This is a genomic window from Litchfieldia salsa (assembly GCF_900104555.1).
In the GTDB taxonomy this organism is placed as follows: domain Bacteria; phylum Bacillota; class Bacilli; order Bacillales; family Bacillaceae_L; genus Litchfieldia; species Litchfieldia salsa.
In genome coordinates this window covers 92317-111607 of record NZ_FNJU01000006.1, presented here as the reverse complement: position 1 = coordinate 111607, position 19291 = coordinate 92317, and the positions used below count along the sequence as shown (strand labels likewise).

17 protein-coding genes are annotated in these 19291 nt (G+C 37.5%); 1 reads left to right on the top strand and 16 read right to left on the bottom strand.

The window, feature by feature from the left end; translation table 11 throughout:
• Positions 1–6: 6 nt before the first annotated feature.
• The 3 genes from BLQ56_RS13310 to rpsU all read right to left on the bottom strand — a co-directional run bounded on the left by BLQ56_RS13310 (position 7) and on the right by rpsU (position 2195).
• Positions 7–1368, bottom strand: a complete 1362-nt coding sequence (locus tag BLQ56_RS13310) for an NfeD family protein (protein WP_090855056.1) — start codon at positions 1366–1368, stop codon at positions 7–9.
• A gap of 193 nt (positions 1369–1561) precedes the next feature.
• Positions 1562–2005 carry a GatB/YqeY domain-containing protein gene (locus tag BLQ56_RS13305; RefSeq protein ID WP_090855054.1) on the bottom strand — a complete coding sequence of 148 codons (444 nt, stop codon included), beginning with the start codon at positions 2003–2005 and terminating at the stop codon, positions 1562–1564.
• A gap of 16 nt (positions 2006–2021) precedes the next feature.
• Positions 2022–2195, bottom strand: a complete 174-nt coding sequence (gene rpsU, locus BLQ56_RS13300; protein WP_015595024.1) for a 30S ribosomal protein S21 — start codon at positions 2193–2195, stop codon at positions 2022–2024.
• Between the two features lie 282 nt (positions 2196–2477).
• Here rpsU and BLQ56_RS13295 point away from each other — a divergent pair, with 282 nt between their 5' ends.
• A complete protein-coding gene (locus BLQ56_RS13295) occupies positions 2478–3407 on the top strand; it encodes a Na/Pi symporter (protein ID WP_090855051.1) in 930 nt (309 codons plus the stop codon).
• Between the two features lie 59 nt (positions 3408–3466).
• On the opposite strand, the gene deoC is transcribed toward BLQ56_RS13295, so the two are convergent.
• The 13 genes from deoC to gpr form a co-directional block, all read right to left on the bottom strand.
• Complete coding sequence (gene deoC / locus BLQ56_RS13290) at positions 3467–4141, bottom strand: deoxyribose-phosphate aldolase (RefSeq protein WP_090855049.1); 675 nt, start codon at positions 4139–4141, stop codon at positions 3467–3469.
• A 146-nt stretch (positions 4142–4287) separates the two neighbouring features.
• Positions 4288–5664, bottom strand: coding sequence for a tRNA (N(6)-L-threonylcarbamoyladenosine(37)-C(2))-methylthiotransferase MtaB (mtaB, locus tag BLQ56_RS13285; protein WP_090855046.1), 1377 nt, complete (start codon positions 5662–5664; stop codon positions 4288–4290).
• Between the two features lie 5 nt (positions 5665–5669).
• Complete coding sequence (locus tag BLQ56_RS13280) at positions 5670–6419, bottom strand: 16S rRNA (uracil(1498)-N(3))-methyltransferase (protein ID WP_090855043.1); 750 nt, start codon at positions 6417–6419, stop codon at positions 5670–5672.
• A gap of 39 nt (positions 6420–6458) precedes the next feature.
• The gene (prmA, locus tag BLQ56_RS13275; protein WP_090855041.1) at positions 6459–7397 is read right to left on the bottom strand and encodes a 50S ribosomal protein L11 methyltransferase; all 939 of its coding nucleotides are present in this window, start codon (positions 7395–7397) and stop codon (positions 6459–6461) included.
• Between the two features lie 46 nt (positions 7398–7443).
• Positions 7444–8574 (bottom strand): molecular chaperone DnaJ, encoded by a 1131-nt coding sequence (gene dnaJ / locus BLQ56_RS13270; RefSeq protein ID WP_090855038.1) that lies wholly within the window; start codon positions 8572–8574, stop codon positions 7444–7446.
• Between the two features lie 410 nt (positions 8575–8984).
• Positions 8985–10817 carry a molecular chaperone DnaK gene (gene dnaK, locus BLQ56_RS13265; RefSeq protein WP_090855035.1) on the bottom strand — a complete coding sequence of 611 codons (1833 nt, stop codon included), beginning with the start codon at positions 10815–10817 and terminating at the stop codon, positions 8985–8987.
• A gap of 73 nt (positions 10818–10890) precedes the next feature.
• Entirely contained in the window at positions 10891–11466 is a 576-nt protein-coding gene (gene grpE, locus BLQ56_RS13260) for a nucleotide exchange factor GrpE (RefSeq protein ID WP_090855032.1), read from the bottom strand.
• Between the two features lie 101 nt (positions 11467–11567).
• Positions 11568–12599 (bottom strand): heat-inducible transcriptional repressor HrcA, encoded by a 1032-nt coding sequence (hrcA, locus tag BLQ56_RS13255; RefSeq protein ID WP_090855029.1) that lies wholly within the window; start codon positions 12597–12599, stop codon positions 11568–11570.
• Between the two features lie 84 nt (positions 12600–12683).
• Positions 12684–13829: a radical SAM family heme chaperone HemW gene (hemW, locus tag BLQ56_RS13250; protein WP_090855455.1), complete on the bottom strand. Its 1146-nt coding sequence runs from the start codon at positions 13827–13829 to the stop codon at positions 12684–12686.
• Positions 13830–14097: 268 nt separating this feature from the next.
• Positions 14098–15921: a translation elongation factor 4 gene (gene lepA / locus BLQ56_RS13245; RefSeq protein ID WP_090855026.1), complete on the bottom strand. Its 1824-nt coding sequence runs from the start codon at positions 15919–15921 to the stop codon at positions 14098–14100.
• A gap of 362 nt (positions 15922–16283) precedes the next feature.
• On the bottom strand, positions 16284–16643 hold the full coding sequence (locus BLQ56_RS13240) for a YqxA family protein (protein ID WP_090855023.1): 360 nt from the start codon (positions 16641–16643) through the stop codon (positions 16284–16286).
• Positions 16644–16657: 14 nt separating this feature from the next.
• Complete coding sequence (gene spoIIP, locus BLQ56_RS13235) at positions 16658–17851, bottom strand: stage II sporulation protein P (RefSeq protein ID WP_090855020.1); 1194 nt, start codon at positions 17849–17851, stop codon at positions 16658–16660.
• Positions 17852–17929: 78 nt separating this feature from the next.
• Positions 17930–19057: a GPR endopeptidase gene (gene gpr / locus BLQ56_RS13230; RefSeq protein ID WP_090855018.1), complete on the bottom strand. Its 1128-nt coding sequence runs from the start codon at positions 19055–19057 to the stop codon at positions 17930–17932.
• Between the last annotated feature and the right edge of the window lie 234 nt (positions 19058–19291).

The window sequence follows — 19291 nt, the reverse complement described above, 5'->3', positions numbered from 1 at the left end:
CTCTTTTTACGATTCAACTACTTCTCTTACAATAATTCGTGTACCTTCTGTCTTAATTACAACAACCTTTTTATTTTGTTCAATATAACCACCTTCAGTGACAACATCAACTCGTTCGTTGTTAATTAAGGCTGTACCAGAAGGTCTTAATGTTGTTAGAGCAAAACCTTCCTTACCAATTAACTCTACTCGATTTACATTTGATATATATCCACTTTCAGTGTTTGTTGAGTCACTTAAAACAATTTTTCTTAGGATTCTCATTTTTTTACCAAACACTTTAAATAGAATGATGGACACAACAATTGTAATACTAAAAGAAATTAATAACGAAAGCGCCATATGCCCTACATCATCTGTAGCTAAAAACATACTAGTAATAATCGCACCTAAGCCTAGAAAACCAAGTACACCACCTGGTACGACAAATTCCAGTAAGATTAGAACTATCCCAACAATGAATAGAATAAGTGTCTCCATCCCTGCAAGTCCTGCAACCATGTGACCAAAGAAAAACAGGACCAGTGAGGAAGCCCCCATAATACCTGGGATACCAAAGCCTGGTGAGTACAATTCTAACACAAGTCCTAAGCTACCAATCGAAAGTAAGATTGGAACCACAATAGGATGTGTGATAAATCTTGCCAACTTTTCGGCAAAACTAACTTCCATTACTTCTACTGCTGCATCTTGATAACCTAGTTGAGTTAATAATTCAGTACGGTCATCTGCAATTCCTTCTGCATAGCCAACCCTAAGTGCCTGCTCTGCTGTTAAGGTTAATAACTTTCCCTTTGGTGCATCAACATCTGGAAGATTTATTTCCTTATCAGCCATCGCTAATGCGTAATTCACATCTCTACCATTGTGTTCAGCTGCTGTTCTCATTGCAGCTAGCCATGCTGAGGTTGCTTTATCATCAGCAGCATTGCCATCACCAGTTATCACAGCGGCAGCACCCATCCGACCATTTCTAGTCATATAGATTTCATCAGTATTTAATGCAATGTATGCCCCTGCGGATAGAGCATCTGTATGAATAAAGGCAATGATCGGTGTATCTGAATCACGGATACGCTTTCCGATATTTGTTGCTGCATCAACAGCACCACCAGGAGTATGAATTTCTAATACGATTAAGCTCGCATGATTCTCTTCTGCTTCAGAAATGGATCGATCTAAAAAAGCAAACAATCCTTTTTCCACTGCATCTTTAACAGGAATAACGTATACAAGTTCTCCATTTGTGTTAGTCTGCCCTTTGTCAGGTACAAAAGCTAAAATTAATGCTAAAAACAGTAAAAACAAATAAAAAGACAGCCTGCCCATTCTTAGTTGATTTTTTCTAAACTTGTTTTTGTTTGCCATCATTCCTTCCCCCCTTCTACATCTATTTGATTATATTATTTTCCGTTTATGTAAAGTAATACGAAATAGAATGAGTTTAGTTTCAAAATTTAAAAATAAATATTTTTATTCACTTATTTTTTCGTTTTAGGTGGAAAAACAACCTTTAAAATAGAATTAAATAAAAAAACACCCTACAGAGTAAGGTGTTTTTTTATGAAAGTTGCTGAAGTACAAGTTTATTAACAAGTGTACCATCTGCTTTTCCTTTAATCTTCGGCATGATGGCTCCCATTACCTTTCCCATTTCAGCCTTAGACGAAGCATTCACTTCTGAGATTGTTTCATTAACAATTTTCAATAGTTCTTCTTCACTCAGTTGAACGGGCATGTACACTTCTAGAATTTCAATTTCAGACTGAATTTTATTAACAAGGTCTTGACGACCGGCGCTATTAAATTCTTGGAGGGAATCCTTACGTTGCTTTAATTCACGAGTTAGGACAGTTAATTCTTGTTCTTCAGATAAATCTTGGCTAAGCTTAATCTGTTCATTTTGAATAGATGCTTTAACCATCCGAATCACAGAAAGTTTGTCTTTTTCTTTATTCTTCATCGCTTGTTTCATATCATGGTTCAAACGCTCAAGAAGACTCATAAACTACACCCTCTTATTAGAATTTGCGCTTTCTTGCTGCCTCAGACTTCTTCTTGCGCTTTACGCTAGGCTTTTCATAGAATTCGCGCTTTCTTGCTTCTTGTATAGTACCAGACTTTGATACCGTACGTTTGAAGCGGCGAAGAGCGTCTTCAAGCGATTCGTTTTTACGAACGACCGTTTTTGACATTCTATTTCCCTCCCTCCAAAACAACCACTAAACGTCTTAATAAACATGTTTTAAGTCCTATTTTTAATCATTTTCCAACTTTTGATATAAAAATAAACATGTACTTTGCAATTATAATATAACAAGAAAGTCTGGTCAACCGTATTTATATGAAACAATTCATAATCCGATAAATTTTTTCAAAATTATTTTCCGGCTCTAAAATATTCAGTCATGTATTTTTAATCTTGTCCATACAATTGTCTTAAGAGTAAATTAGGAATAGATGGACGAGGTGATATGATGATAGAGATTATCTCTTTATTCGCAGTGTATATTGCGATATTTATTTTCGGAATGACAGTAATGAGGACAGGACTATATAATTTATCTCAAGATAAAGTAAAGGTATGGCTTATTACATTTACTAATCACCCAATTAAGGGCCTCATTACCGGAACAGTCATTACTGCCATTATTCAAAGCAGTTCAGCTGTGATGGTTATTATTGTCGGCCTTATAGCCACAGGCTACTTAACGTTCAAGCAATCGATTGGAATTATTCTAGGGACAAACATTGGCACGACTTTTACAACTGAATTGATAACTATAGATATTTACGAAGCCATTATACCATTTCTTTTTATCGGCTTTTTATGTTTATTTGTTAGACACCAACAAGTTTTTAGTCTCGGTGCTCTTTTATTCGGTTTAGGATGTTTATTCGTCTCCATGAATGGCTTTGAACAACTTGCCCACCCTTTATCTTTGTATCCATCCATTCATTCCTTTTTTGAATACACTAACAATCATGGTTTAATAGGAATTGGATTGGGTACTCTTTTAACAGCAATAATACAATCTAGTAGTGCAACAACAGGAATCATAATGGGATTCATGAATGAGCATCTACTATCTTTGCATGCAGGAATCGCGATTATATTAGGAGCAAATATAGGAACTTGTATTACTGCATTTCTTGCAAGCCTTGGTTCAACACAAGAAGCAAAGCTCGCAGCATATGCTCACATTTGGATCAATATTTTAGGTGTAGCATTATTTTACCCTTTTATTAAAAGTTTAGGTGCTGTCGCTGTTATGATGACCTCTGTACCAGACATTCAATTAGCACATGTTAGTTTGATTTTTAATGTGTTAACTTCTCTAATCGCACTTCCATTTACTGGCTTATTGGCTACATTTATTATAAGGCTCCACACGAGAAAAGCTTAAACAATAAAGAAAAAACTCCACTACATTTGTGGAGTTTCTTTTTGAACAATAAAATAGTTTTAATAATCAGTTGATGCAGTTAAACCATTAAGGATTGCCACACCCGCACTTGCACCAATTCTTGTAGCGCCTGCTTCAATCATGTCTTCAGCACCTTTTGTATCACGCACTCCACCAGATGCTTTAACACCAATTGTAGGACCAACTGTTTTTCGCATTAATTTAATATCTTCAATCGTTGCTCCCCCTGTTGAAAAACCAGTTGAAGTTTTCACAAAGTCAGTTCCTGCTTTTACCGCAAGTTCACAAGCTCTAACCTTTTCTTCTTCAGATAATAGGCTAGTCTCTATAATCACTTTTGTTAACGCTTGCCCTTTTGCAGCCTCAACAACTGCACGAATATCTCGTTCTACAAGCTCATCATTTTTATCCTTCAAAGCACCAATATTGATTACCATATCTACTTCTGTTGCACCTTTTGCAATCGCATCCTTTGTTTCAAACGCTTTCGTTTCTGGTGTATTTGCACCCAATGGAAAACCAATAACTGTACATACTTTCACTTCAGTTCCTTTTAATAAATCCGCAGCTGTTTCAACCCATGTTGGATTCACACAAACAGAGGCAAACTGATATTCCTTTGCTTCCTTACATAACTCAATAATTTGTTCCTTTGTTGTATCCGCTTTTAATGCCGTGTGGTCAATGGTTTTTGCAATTTCAGTTGAATTCATATGTATAACTCCTTTTTTAGTTGTACGTACCTCTATATCATAACACTGTTTATATCTCTATTCCACATATAGTGTATGCAAAAAGCAACAATTATTTTCAACCATTATAAAAGGATGACTGATTTACAGCCATCCTTCCGTAAAGATTATGAACTTAATTTCACTTTATTGTCATCAAGTACTATGCCAGCCTGATCTTCTAACACACGAACAAATTGACCTTCATTGTATGGATAACCTACTTTAGTTAGTTTTACCTTAACAATCTTACCAATTAATTCTTCAGAAGCCGGGAATATAACCTTTAAATAGTTATCAGAGTAACCAATATACATCCCTGGCACTGCAACTCCGTCTTGTTTGTACTCTTCTTCCGGGATAACTTCAAGAACTTCGGATTCAAATTGTGATGCATATTCTTTCGCCAATTGATCAGATAATGCAATTAGTCGATGCACTCGTTCATTTTTAACTTCCTCATCAACTTGATCTTCCATCCGTGCAGCAGGTGTTCCCGTACGCTTGGAATAAGGAAATACGTGTAATTCAGAGAATTGATGCTTCTTAATAAAGTTATAAGTCTCCATGAACTCTTCGTCAGTTTCCCCTGGGAACCCTACAATAACGTCTGATGTTACCGCTAGCCCTGGTAATGCTTCTTTCAACCGGTCCAAACGCTCTCCAAAGTGCTCCATTGTATATTTACGACGCATGCGTTTTAAAACAGTGTCCGAGCCTGATTGAAGAGGGATGTGTAAGTGTCTAACTACCTTCTTAGAGTTGTTTAACACTTCAATAACTTCATCGGTAATTTGACTAGCCTCAATCGAAGAAATACGGATTCGTTTGAGTCCATGCACTTGCAGCTCAAGATCTCGCAGAAGGGCTGCTAAATTGTAGTCCTTCATGTCTTCACCATATCCACCTGTATGAATACCAGTTAGAACGATTTCTTTATATCCAGCATTAACCAAAGATTGAGCTTGGTTAATCACTTCCTTCGGATCTCTTGAACGCATTAATCCACGTGCCCATGGAATAATACAGAACGTACAGAAATTATTACACCCTTCTTGTATCTTTAGTGATGCACGGGTACGATCTGTAAATGAAGGAACATCAAGTTCTTCATATAGTCGTGCTTTCATAATATTACCAACTGCATTAATAGGCTGACGCTCTTCTTTAAATTGCTCAATATAATCGAGCATTTTAACTCGATCCTGAGTTCCAACGACAACATCAACACCAGGAATTGCCATAATTTCAGCAGGAGAAGTTTGTGCATAACAACCAGTCACACAAATTACCGCATCAGGATTTTTACGAATAGCTCTACGAATCACCTGACGACTCTTTTTATCTCCTGTATTTGTTACAGTACATGTATTTATTACATAAACGTCAGCAGTACTTTCAAACTCTGAACGCTCATAACCTTGCTCTTTAAAAAGCTGCCAGATAGCTTCTGTTTCATAATGATTCACTTTACAACCTAATGTATGAAACGCAACGATAGGCATAACTTTCACCTCGCTAATTCAAAATGATAGGACACAGCGGAAAGGACATATAGAGGTGCTGTTTCTGTCCTTAATATTCTCGGCCCAAAACTACAAGAAACGAAACCGTGATCTTGAAGCTCTGACACCTCTTTTTCAGTCAATCCACCTTCAGGCCCTATTACAACCAAAAGTGAATCCCCTACTGTAAGCTTGTTAAAAATAGAAGCTAGCGCAGATTTTTCTCCTCGTTTTGCTTCCTCTTCATAGGCGATAACTTTATAATCAAAACCATCACTATAAGAAATCAATTCATTAAACCTTTTTGGCGAAGGGATCACCGGAACGACAGAACGATGTGATTGCTCTGCCGCTTCTTTTGCAATTTTATTCCAACGCTCTACCTTTTTTGCTCCCTTTTTCTCATCCCATTTCACAATGGAGCGGGCAGCAATAAAAGGGACAAACTCGTTGGCACCTAGCTCTGTCCCTTTTTGTATAACATATTCGAGTTTATCCCCTTTAGGCAACCCACTTGCTATTGAAACAGTAATTGGCAATTCAGTTTGTGTCTCTATCCATTCTACAACACTAGCTAAAATCATATCATTGGTAATTTCAGTTATCTCACATTGCGCCTGCTTACCTTTACTGTCACAGCAAATAAAGTGATCTCCCACTTCCATTCGCATAACTCGAACGATATGATGAAAATCATCGCCCATAATCATCGCTTTTTGCTCTTCAGTTATTTCATTTATAAAATACCTTTGCAAAAGTGATTCACCACCTGAAGATTGATTTTAGAAAGAGAATTATACCTTCTTTGCAATAAATGCAACCCAATCTTCCATTACTAACGTTTCTTCAATTTCAAAGCCAGAAGCAGATAAACGTTCTTTCACTTCATTTTTCTTTGTATTGATGATTCCTGATGTAATGAAATACCCATTAGGCTTTAAGATGCTTGCAGCTTGATCAGTAAAGCGAACAATGATTTCTGCTAATATATTAGCTACAACTAAATCAACAGGTCCTTCAACATGATCTAGCAAGTTATTTTGAGTAACAGTTACCCGCTCTTGTACTTTATTTAATTTCACGTTTAAACGAGCACTATCGACAGCCACTGGATCAAGGTCAAATGCTTTTACAGTTTCAGCTTCTAATTGCGCTGCAGCAATACTTAAGATTCCTGAACCTGTCCCTACATCAATTACTTTATCACCCTTAGATACTGTTCTTTCAAGTGCTTGAATACACATGACAGTTGTTGGATGAGTTCCAGTGCCAAAGGCCATTCCTGGGTCTAACTCGATAATTAGTTCGTCACTACTAACCGGCTCATATGTTTCCCATGTTGGAACAATGGTGAATTTCTCGGAAATTTTCACGGGATTATAGTATTTTTTCCAAGCAGTTGCCCATTCTTCTTCATTTACTTCACTTATATTAATCTCGTTGTGTCCTAAATCAATATCAAATAGAAGTAAATTATTTATTGCCTCTTTAATTGCATCAACCGTCTCACCTAAGAAACTATTTACAGGTAAATAGGCCTTTACAATAACTCCTTCAATTGGATAATCATCAGGATTGAGTTGGTAGATTTCACCGAAAACCTGTTCACGTTCTTTTGTTAAATCAAACGGATCTTCGATGACGACACCACTAGCACCTGCTTCATGTAAAATATTTGAGATCGGTTCCACCGCTTCTTGTGTCGTGTGAATGCTAAGTTCAGACCACTTCATACTACCAACTCCAATACTGATATTTATTTTTCAGATTATGCTCTTATCAATCGCCTTTAAAGGCTCTTTTTACCTTCGCAAAAAAGCTATCATGCTGTTCATCTGGGGTTCCGTGTCCACTAAGGTCAGAGAACTCACGAATAAGCTGTTTCTGTTTTTCTGTTAGTTGTGTAGGGGTAATAACTCTCACATGGATGTGTTGATCTCCTTGACCATATCCTCTTACATTAGGAACCCCTTTTCCACGAAGACGGAATTTAGTTCCTGTTTGTGTGCCAGAAGGAATTTTTAGTTTCACTTTTCCGTGAAGAGTTGGTACTTCTACTTCGTCACCGAGTGAAGCTTGAGCAAATGTTAATGGCATTTCACAATAGATATCATCACCATCACGTTCAAAGAACTCATGCCCTCTCACTTGGAAAACAACATATAAATCTCCTGAAGGTCCACCATTTACGCCAGGTTCACCTTGTGCAGAAACACGTAATTGTTGTCCATCATCAACACCCGCTGGTATTTTGACATGGATTTTCTTGCGTTTATTTACTTTTCCTGAACCACCACAAGTCGAACATTTATGTTCGATTTTCTTACCTGTACCACTACAGTAGTTACACACTCTTCTGTTCACAATACGGCCGAATGGAGTATTTTGCTCTACATTTAGCTGACCACTTCCATTACAATGTGAACATGTTGATGGCTTAGTACCAGGCTTTGCCCCAGATCCATCACAAGTCTCACATGTCTCTTCTCTAGGAATTTCAATATCTACTTCTTTTCCGAAAACAGCTTCTTCAAAATCCAAAGTCATCGTATACTGAAGGTCTGCACCTTGTCTTGGAGCGTTAGGATCTCTTCTTCGAGTTCCACCACCAAAAATTGAACTGAAGATATCTTCAAAACCAAAGCCGCCACCAAAGTCCTGTCCGCCGCCGAATCCGCCAAACCCTTGATTTGGATCAGTGTGACCAAATTGATCATAATGTGCTTTCTTATTATCGTCGCTTAAAGTCTCATATGCTTCTTTTACTTCTTTAAATTTATCGGCTGCATCATCCGCTTTATTAATATCAGGATGATACTTCTTAGAAAGCTTACGATACGCCTTTTTTACCTCGTCCTTTGACGCCCCTTTACTAAGCCCGAGTACTTCATAGTAATCTCTTTTACTCATTGATACCCACTCCCGCTTCCTTTCACATAAAGATTATTCTATCACTTCTTGAAATCAAAAGGCAATAAGAAAAGCGCAAGCGCCTTGTTCAGCTTCAGGCAGGCATAAGGCGAATCACGTAGGAAATCTTGTTTTCCGTAGCGATTCGACTTATGACCCCGAGGGGCTAGGCGCTGGAGCTAGACACCAAAACTGAATGCAAAATTATATACTTTCTTATCTGATAACAAACCATAGTGATACGAATAATCTTTAAACGAACCTATTGTATATACAAATCGTATAAGTTAAATGCTTTTCGTTAAAAAAAGTCAAAGCCAAGACATGCCTGACTTTGACTTTTATACCATAATTCTTTGTCTATTATTTAGTTACAGGCACTTAAATTGATCGCCTGCTACTTTTACTAATTACTTATCGTCTTTAACTTCTTCAAATTCTGCATCGACTACATCGTCTCCAGCTTTTCCACCTTGAGCTCCTGCATCACCTTGTGCTGCTTGAGCTGCTTTTGCAGCTTCTTCATATAGCTTAACAGATAATTGTTGAACGATTTCAGAAAGAGCATCTTTCTTTGTACGAATTTCTTCAAGCTCATTTTTCTCAATCGCTTCTTTCAGAGCATCTTTCGCTTCGTTTGCTTTCGCAACCTCAGCCTCATCAACCTTACCTTCAAGATCTTTAAGCGTCTTTTCAGTTTGGAACACTAATTGGTCTGCTTCATTACGAAGTTCAACCTCTTCTTTACGTGCTTTGTCAGCATCAGCATTTTCTTCTGCTTCACGTACCATTCTTTCAACTTCTTCATCAGAAAGACCTGAAGATGATTTGATTGTGATGTTTTGTTCTTTGTTTGTACCAAGATCTTTGGCACGTACATTAACAATACCATTCTTATCAATATCAAATGATACTTCAATTTGTGGTATTCCACGTGGTGCTGGTGGAATGTCTGATAATTGGAAACGACCTAATGTCTTATTATCTGCAGCCATTTGGCGCTCACCTTGAAGTACATGGATATCTACTGCTGTTTGGTTGTCAGCAGCTGTTGAGAATACCTGTGACTTACTAGTTGGAATTGTTGTGTTACGGTCAATTAGACGAGTGAATACTCCACCCATTGTCTCAATTCCTAGTGAAAGTGGTGTTACGTCAAGTAATACTACATCTTTAACATCACCTGTTAATACTCCACCTTGGATTGCAGCACCTAGTGCAACAACTTCATCTGGGTTAACTCCCTTATGTGGGTCTTTTCCAGTCACCTTTTTAATTGCTTCCACTACTGCAGGAATACGAGTAGATCCACCAACTAAAATGACTTTATCAAGTTCACTTGCAGAAAGACCAGCATCTTTTAATGCTTGACGAGTAGGTCCCATTGTTCTTTCAACAAGGTGTGAAGATAATTCATCAAATTTAGCACGAGAAAGTGTTACTTCTAAGTGGAGTGGTCCAGCTTCTCCAGCAGTGATAAATGGTAATGAAACTTGTGTACTAGTTACACCTGATAAGTCTTTTTTCGCTTTCTCAGCTGCATCTTTTAGACGTTGTAGCGCCATTTTATCTTTTGAAAGATCAATTCCGTTATCTTTCTTGAACTGTTCTACCAAATAATCAATGATTACTTGGTCAAAATCATCCCCACCAAGACGGTTGTCACCAGCTGTTGATTTAACTTCGAATACACCATCACCAAGTTCAAGGATTGATACGTCAAACGTACCACCACCTAAGTCATATACAAGGATTGTTTGGTCTTCCTCAGTCTTATCTAATCCATAAGCTAATGCCGCAGCAGTTGGCTCATTGATAATACGTTCAACTTCTAAACCTGCAATTTTACCAGCATCCTTTGTTGCTTGACGCTCAGCATCGTTGAAGTAAGCAGGAACTGTGATAACTGCTTTTTCTACCTTTTCACCTAAATATTCTTCAGCATAAGATTTTAGATATTGTAGGATTGCTGCAGAAAGCTCTTGTGGAGTATAATCTTTCCCTTCAGCTTCTACTTTGTAGTCTGTTCCCATATGACGCTTGATTGAAATGATTGTATTTGGGTTAGTGATTGCTTGTCTCTTTGCTACTTCACCAACTTGACGCTCACCATTTTTAAATGCAACTACAGATGGAGTTGTGCGATTTCCTTCTGGATTCGGGATTACTTTCGCTTCTCCGCCTTCCATAACTGCCACACAAGAGTTAGTTGTTCCTAAATCGATACCAATGATTTTACTCATCGTAAATTACCTCCTCATTCACTCTAAAAAATATTATATATCACTCAATTATTAAGTTCATGCTTTATGTAGACTACGATTGATTTACTTTAACCATTGTAGGTCTGATTACTCTGTCTTTTAATTTGTAGCCTTTTTGGAATTCCTCAAGTACAACATTCGGCTCTGCATCTGCTTCCTCTACCTGCATAACTGCTTGGTGTAGGTGTGGATCAAATGGTTTGCCAACAGACTCAATTGCCTCAACACCTTCATTTGCGAGAGCTTCAGTTAAGCTGCGGTATACCATTTCCATGCCTTGCATTAATGATTTTGCACTATCATCAATTGCTTCTATTTTTAACGCTCTTTCAAAATTATCAAGTGCCGGCAGAATGTCTGTTACCAGGCTTTGAGCTCTATATTTTGTAGCAGCTTCTTGGTCTAAACGGATGCGGCGTTTATAATTTTCAAAGTCGGCTTGTAACCGAAACGTTCGATTTTCAGACTCCGCTAATTTAGCCTCAAGATCTGCGATTTTTTCATTGGCAATGGTCAAGTCATCTTTTTCGATACTTGCTTCTTGTTCAGATTCTACTATCACATCTTCTTGCTGATTTACTTCTTCGTTAATGGTTTCTTCTTTTACAATTTGCTCTTCATTAGCCAATTCTTTCACCTCCCTTAAGGTATGGACGTATCTAGTATGAATGATACTTAGTATAGAGGTTAGGAGTCATACTCATCACTCTATACTAAATATTGCCACCACTATTCATTTTGATACAATTTAGTTAGTACTTTTGATAAATCATTTGTAGCCAAATCAAGTAAGCTAATTACTCTTGCATACTCCATTCTAGTTGGACCAAGGATCGCAATTGAACCAAGTTGTTCACTACCTATCGAGTATGTTGCAGTAATTAAACTACAGTTTTCCATTGCAGAAAATTGATTTTCTCGACCAATCTTAATATTGATACCAGTCTGTGATTTCCTCAATAACTGATAGAAATCTTGCTTTTCTTCAATCATTGTAAGAAGTGAACGAATCTTTTGCACATCATGAAATTCAGGCTGACTTAGCATATTCGTTTTTCCACCAAAATACATTCGGTCAATTGCATTAATATTAAATGTACCTGAGAAAGCTTGTAGTAGGCTATCATAATTTCGAATATGCGCACTTAGTAAAGAAGCCACTTCTTTATAGATCTTATCGTTGAGTTCATTTAACGGAACACCAACCAAGCGTTCATTAAGAATATTAACCATTTTCTCAATATCCGAAGGGTCAATAGATCCGGGGAAATTGATGGTTCGATTCTCTACATGACCAGTATCAGTTACAATGATCGCTACAGCTGTTTCATTGTTGATTGGAATAATCTGAAGTCTTTTCACTTTATTAACTGCCATAGCAGGTCCTAGGACAATAGCAGTATAGTTTGTTAACTCAGATAAAATCTGCGCAGATTTTTGGACAACCTTTTCTAACTCGTATATACGCTCGGCAAAAATAGATCTTATTTCAAATCGATCTTTTTTTGAAAGGCGTGATGGTGATAATAAATGGTCAACATAATATCGATAACCTTTTTCTGAAGGTACTCTTCCAGAGGAGCTGTGAGTTTTTTCTATAAAACCAAGTTCCTCTAGATCTGCCATTTCATTTCGAATCGTTGCAGAACTAAATGTTATTTCGTCCCTTTTCGACAATGTTCTAGATCCTACTGGTTGAGCACTTCTTATAAAGTCATCAATAATTACTTGAAGAACTAAAAGCTGACGATCTGTAAGCATGAACATCACCTCTGTTAGCACTCTTATTGTTCGAGTGCTAATTCTATAAATAAATTACCAAATTCAAATGATAATGTCAACGATTTAGATTAAACCGATAAAAGCTTGAAAAACTTCATTTCCTAGGAATTTCCCTCTATGAGTCAGCCGAATGGTTTCCTCAGTATCTTCCAATAGACCTTTATTTTTTTGTTCAATGATCTGTTCACCAAACACATCCATGATGTCTTTACCGAATTTTTTTTTGAAGTGTAGCTTCGAAACTCCGGACGTTTTCCTTAAGCCTAAAAATAATTCTTCTTCCATTCTCTCATGTTCAGGAACAGGGTTAATGTCGACGTGTGGGAAACCAGTTTCAGCAATCTTCGTCATATACTGCTTGATTGGACCAGCGTTCGCAATTCTTTTTCCTTGTAAATAACTATGCGCACCTGCACCAATTCCATAATATTCCTCGTTGTTCCAATAAGTAAGATTGTGCTTACTCTCAAACCCATTTTTAGCAAAATTACTAATTTCATATTGGTGATAATTGTTTCGTTCCATTGTATCCATTAAAAGTTCGTACATATTTGCTTCATTTTCTTCGCTTGGTAAGTTCAAGGTTCCTTTTCTCATTCTGTTATAGAAGACAGTTTTAGGTTCTATGATTAAGGAATACGCGGAAAAGTGTTCAACTTCTAGTGAAAGAGCGATATCAAGTGTTTCTTTGAAATCATCTACCGTTTGATTTGGAAGTGCATAAATTAAATCTAAGCTTACATTCGTGAACCCAGCAACACGAGCCAATTCTATCGTTCTAAATACATCTTCTCTCCGATGTGTTCGACCAATACTTTCTAACAATTTATCATTAAACGTTTGGACACCGAAACTTAGGCGATTCACTCCTCCTTCTTTAAGTAGCTTTAACTTCTGTAAAGTAAGGTCACCTGGATTTGCTTCAAAAGTGAATTCGAGGTTCTCGAGAGTTTTAGGTATTAAATGTTTATGAATGCTCGCTAAGAATAACTCAAGCTGTTGTTCAGTTAGGACAGTGGGAGTTCCTCCACCTACAAAAATCGTATTCATTTGAGAAAAAGGATAAGCTTCCACTGTGTTTTTCATTTCTATATCCATACTTTCAAGGTATTCTTCTACAGGTTGACCTTGCAAGAATACCTTATTAAAATCACAATAGTGACAAATTTGAGCACAAAATGGGATATGAAGATATGCGGCTTTTACGATGTTAATCACTTCTTCCATACGTATATAATAGAGAAGAGGATGTCCCCATAATAAAGTGCCATGAACCACTTCCCATTCTGATGTGAGAGTTAATGGAACCAGGTACTTTTTGGGACAGCCTCTTTTTCATGGTGAATATTTTTTTACTTAGTTCTGGTGTCTAGCTCCAGCGCCTAGCCCCTCATAAGTCAAATCACTTCAGAAACCAAGGTTTCCTGCGTGATTCGACTTATGCCAGTCGGGTCTGAACAAGGCGCTTACGCTTTTCTTACTTATCATCCATTCGTAGAACAGCCATGAATGCTTCTTGCGGCACTTCAACAGAACCTACAGATTTCATACGCTTTTTACCTTCTTTTTGCTTATCAAGTAATTTACGTTTACGAGAAATGTCGCCACCATAACATTTCGCTAATACGTTCTTACGCATAGCTTTAATCGTTGATCGAGCAACAATCTTCTGTCCAATCGCGGCTTGAATCGGCACTTCAAAATGTTGTCTTGGAATTAATTCTTTTAATTTCTCTACAATCACTTTTCCACGTTCATATGCTGAGTCACGGTGAACGATGAAGGATAGTGCATCAACGTTTTCCGCATTCAATAAAATATCCATCTTCACCAAGTTAGATGGTTTATAACCAATTAATTCATAATCAAAGGAAGCATAGCCCTTTGTACTTGATTTTAGTTGATCAAAGAAGTCAAAAACGATTTCTGCTAACGGAATTTCATAGACAATGCTCACACGGTTTGCATCAAGATATTGCATGTCGATAAAAATTCCTCGTTTACCCTGACACAGTTCCATTACAGCACCGACATAATCGTTCGGAACCATCATCGTTGCTTTCACATATGGTTCCTCTACACGATCAATTTTTTGAGGGTCAGGCATATTTGATGGGTTATCTACCTTTATTTCTGTCCCATCTGTAAGATGAACATGATAGATAACACTTGGTGCAGTTGTAATCAAGTCTATCTTAAATTCTCTCTCAATACGCTCTTGGATAATTTCCATATGAAGAAGTCCAAGGAACCCACATCGGAAACCGAATCCTAAAGCTTGAGATGTTTCAGGCTCAAACTGTAATGCAGCATCATTCAACTCTAGCTTCTCTAGCGCATCTCTTAAATCATTATATTTGGCATTATCAATTGGATATAGTCCACAGAATACCATTGGATTTAAACGTCGGTATCCTGGTAGTGCCTCAGTTGCTCGATTTTTTGCAAGTGTGATTGTATCACCAACACGAGTATCACCAACATTTTTAATGGCTGCTGTTAAAAATCCAACATCACCAACTGTTAATTCACTTAGCATTGCAGGTTTCGGTGTAAAAACACCCACTTCGGATACCTCAAATTCTTTACCTGTTGCCATCATTCGAACTTTGTCTCCAACTTTGACAGTACCGTCAACGACACGAATATAGGCAACAACACCACGATAAGCATCATAGATCGAATCAAAGATCAATGCCTTCAAAGGCGCATCAGGATTCCCTTGTGGAGCTGGTACCTTTTCGACTACTTGTTCAAGGATCTCTTCAATTCCTATCCCTGCCTTTGCAGAAGCAAGAACCGCTTCAGATGCATCTAACCCAATAACATCCTCAATTTCACCTCGAACACGTTCAGGATCCGCGCTCGGTAGGTCAATTTTATTAATCACTGGCATAATCTCTAAATTATTGTCTAATGCCAAATAAACATTAGCAAGTGTTTGCGCTTCGATACCTTGTGCAGCATCTACTACTAGTACCGCACCTTCACATGCTGCTAGACTTCGTGATACTTCATACGTAAAATCCACATGCCCTGGGGTATCAATTAAATGAAATATATACGTTTCGCCATCTCTTGCTTTATACTGAAGCTGAACAGCGTTTAACTTAATTGTTATTCCACGCTCACGTTCAAGGTCCATTGAATCTAGTAATTGATCCTTCATTTCACGTTGTGTTAGAGCACTTGTTTTTTCTAAAATACGATCCGCTAATGTAGATTTACCATGATCTATATGAGCTATAATCGAAAAATTTCGGATTTTTGATTGTCTTTTTAATCTTTCATCATTATTCATCATCTTCACTCCTACCAATTTCGCCGAAAACATACATTGCCCTTCATTATATCAAAGAATCGTGAAAAGTTACAATTGTATTTATACTTATCTTAAATTGTACTCAGAAAATTATACGAGAAATAAAAAAGCAACCTAGGTTGTTAGGTTGCCCAAATAGTTTACTCTGAACTTAGTTTTAAAATTTCATTCGCTACGAACCACTCCCTTTCCGCAGGGCAGTCCGGGAGCCTCCTCGTCACTTTCGCTCCTGCGGGATCTCCCGTGTACTGCATATCCTGCAGGAGTTGAGTGGTTCGCAGCGAGTTCAATATCAAGTATGCAATTATGCCTTTTCATTTTCAATCGACCTCAATGGAGATCTATCCAATTTGATCAATCGCCTTCCCAATACCCTTAGATACTTCTGTCAGTATGACTTCAAATACTGCACTAACACCTTCACCTAGTTTTCTTCCCATCATTGAGAAGAAGTTGAAGGCTTCCACTTCTTCAAGTTGCTTTTGTTTTTCATCAAGGTCATGACTAGTCACTTTATTGCCTAATACTGAAGCTTCTACTTCACCAGACGTCTCACTTGATATCTGAAAGGCACTTTGAAGAGAAGGGTCTTCATACCCCTTCATCTTCTTCATACCTTCATTGGCCTGCTGCATTCCAATTAAGACACCAATTAATAGTACTGATGCTATAAAAAAGCATTTCATCGTGAATTTCGCCATTTTAATGACCCCTTTTATTCTTTTTCAGTAGTAGAAGAATTTACTCTCTCTGCCTCCCAGTAATATTCTGCTAACACGTCTGCAACAGCTTTGGCAGTTCTGTTTAATTCGTCCATTGTATTATCTACTCCACCAAATTCTATTAACATCGCATTGCCTGAGAGATCTTGATTAAATTTCCCATTTGTTCCTGCACCAGACTTTTCACTAACACCTCTGCTTAGACCAGGGTATTTCTTTTCAAGGAGGTGATGTAGATCCTCAGCCACCTTCAAGTTCTTGGCAGCATTAGGATTGTTACCACCTACAATAAACCATGTACGCGCATATGTTTTTCCATTAATTGTTGCTGTAGTTACATCTTTTCTTGCTGCATCTCGGTGTATGTCTATTAAATAACGTAAATCACGGTTATTATTTACTGCCGATGCTACAACTGATCTTGATGCATTATAAGATTGACCATACTGCCATTTATTCTTCAATAATATATCTGTCACATCTGATGTATCCACTAAGGTTCCTAAACCTTTTGCCTCTAGCTCTTCACCAAGCTTCTTCCCAACCATTGTTACGTTAACCTCTGGATGGAAAGCATTATTCGCATTAGATGAATCTGCTTTAAGATGAGGAAAATAAGATTCACGTGAATGTGTATGATAAATATAGACGACTTTTTTATCACCTGTAGTCATTTCTGGTGGAGTAACAGGCTGATTGTCCTCCTCAGAATCTCCTTCTATATTTTCAATTGATGCCTCACGTTCCTCTAGTAGTACTTCCAATGGTGGAGAAGACTCTATCGGAAGATTAGAATAGTTTGTCCCTTGACCCGCAACAACTAATTTAGAATCAAAAATAGAAAAACCAGGTAATTCTCTACCAAGTAAACTTCTTGGATCATCTGGATTAATATTGGTTGCAGCATGAAAAACGAGTGCTGAATAATTAGGCTCTTTACTAGATTCAGGTAAACTTTGAGTAAAATAATGATTTTCGTAACCTAGTAAATAAACTAGTGATTCGCCATTTAGAGTTGTTGCAATATTATTTATAGAAGATGATGAAATACGGTATTCAGGTTTTAAAGAAGTCATAATTGCAGTTAGCATAAAGGTCATCATAATTCCGAAAATTAATAGAATTACTCCCTTACTAATGCTCGTCCCATCAACAGTAACCATCATTCCTTGAGTTCGGCTTTTCATTTTCTTCCTCCTTCAAAGCTTGTCTATACTATCAATATGAACAAGCTTGAAAGAGTAGAACTAATAGGTTTGAATTATTTAGTGTGTATAAGCGCCTGCATTACCATCGTTTATTTCCTTGTGCAGAGCTTCATTTAGACCGCCAGCAATGACATTTGCCATATCCTCAATAAACACATCTACTTCTTTCGGTGTCACCATTAGGTTATGTCCAAGTGGTGAAAGAACTTCATAAATAAGTCTTCTTTTTTCATCATCTGGAAGATTACCTACAATCCCTAAAAACGTATTTCTCTCGTTTTCTCCAGGAAGATCTTCTTCTGTTAACTTGGTTTTCTTTCCAAATGACATACCTGCAGGAACAAGTGAACGTGATGGCTTATTTCCTTCTTTCATTTCACGGCCAAAGTGTTTCAAGATATAATCAATTGTGTCACTCGTGATTGAAACTGCATCAACAACTGTCGGTATACCAATTGCAATAACTGGTATTCCTAATGAATCCTTACTCAGTTCTTTTCTTTTATTTCCAACTCCAGACCCAGGGTGAATCCCAGTATCTGATATTTGAATAGTAGAGTTAACTCTATCAATCGATCTTGAAGCAAGCGCATCAATTGCTATAACAAAATCAGGCTTCGCTTTTTCAATGACTCCATGTATAATGTCACTAGTTTCAATTCCGGTAATCCCCATTACTCCTGGAGCAATTGCACTGACAGAACGGAATCCTTCTTGGACACTTTCAGGTTGTAGATTAAATAGGTGTCTAGTGATGACAAGGTTCTCGATTGCGATTGGACCAAGTGCATCTGGGGTAACATTCCAGTTTCCAAGCCCCACCACGAGACAACTCGCCTCTTTTTCAATCCCTATTTTCTTTAAAAATTGACTAAATTCATTCGCAAAAACAGTTTGTACTTTCTCTTGTAATTCCGTATTCTTTTGGCGAATACCTTGTACTTCAAGTGTCAAATAATTTCCTTTTTTCTTACCGATTTCATTAGCACCTTCTTCTGTAATCTCAACAGAAGAGATTAAAATACCATCAACTTCTCGGTCCTTTACGATTACTCCACGTATATCTGAAATAGGTTCTTCATTTTCCCCTAAGCTTTTATTCCGTTCTTCAACGACCATTTCTCGTGCTTCAACCGCTAAATCGGTTCGCACTGAGAATTTACTTAAATCAAGCTCATCAGCCATACAATTACCCCCAATTAAAATATATTTTCTATTTTTGCCTTTTTTTGTTTTATTCATTCACCAAAAGTATTTATACTAATTATTTTCACTCCATGAAGCACACCATATGCGGAATTCACTCGACTTTTCGCGGGATTATCGATCTGCTCTATCCGTAGAGCCATTATTCGCGGGATTCATTTGATTTTTCGCGGAATTAGTACTCCGTTTCGTGGGATTCCTTAAGTCTTTCGC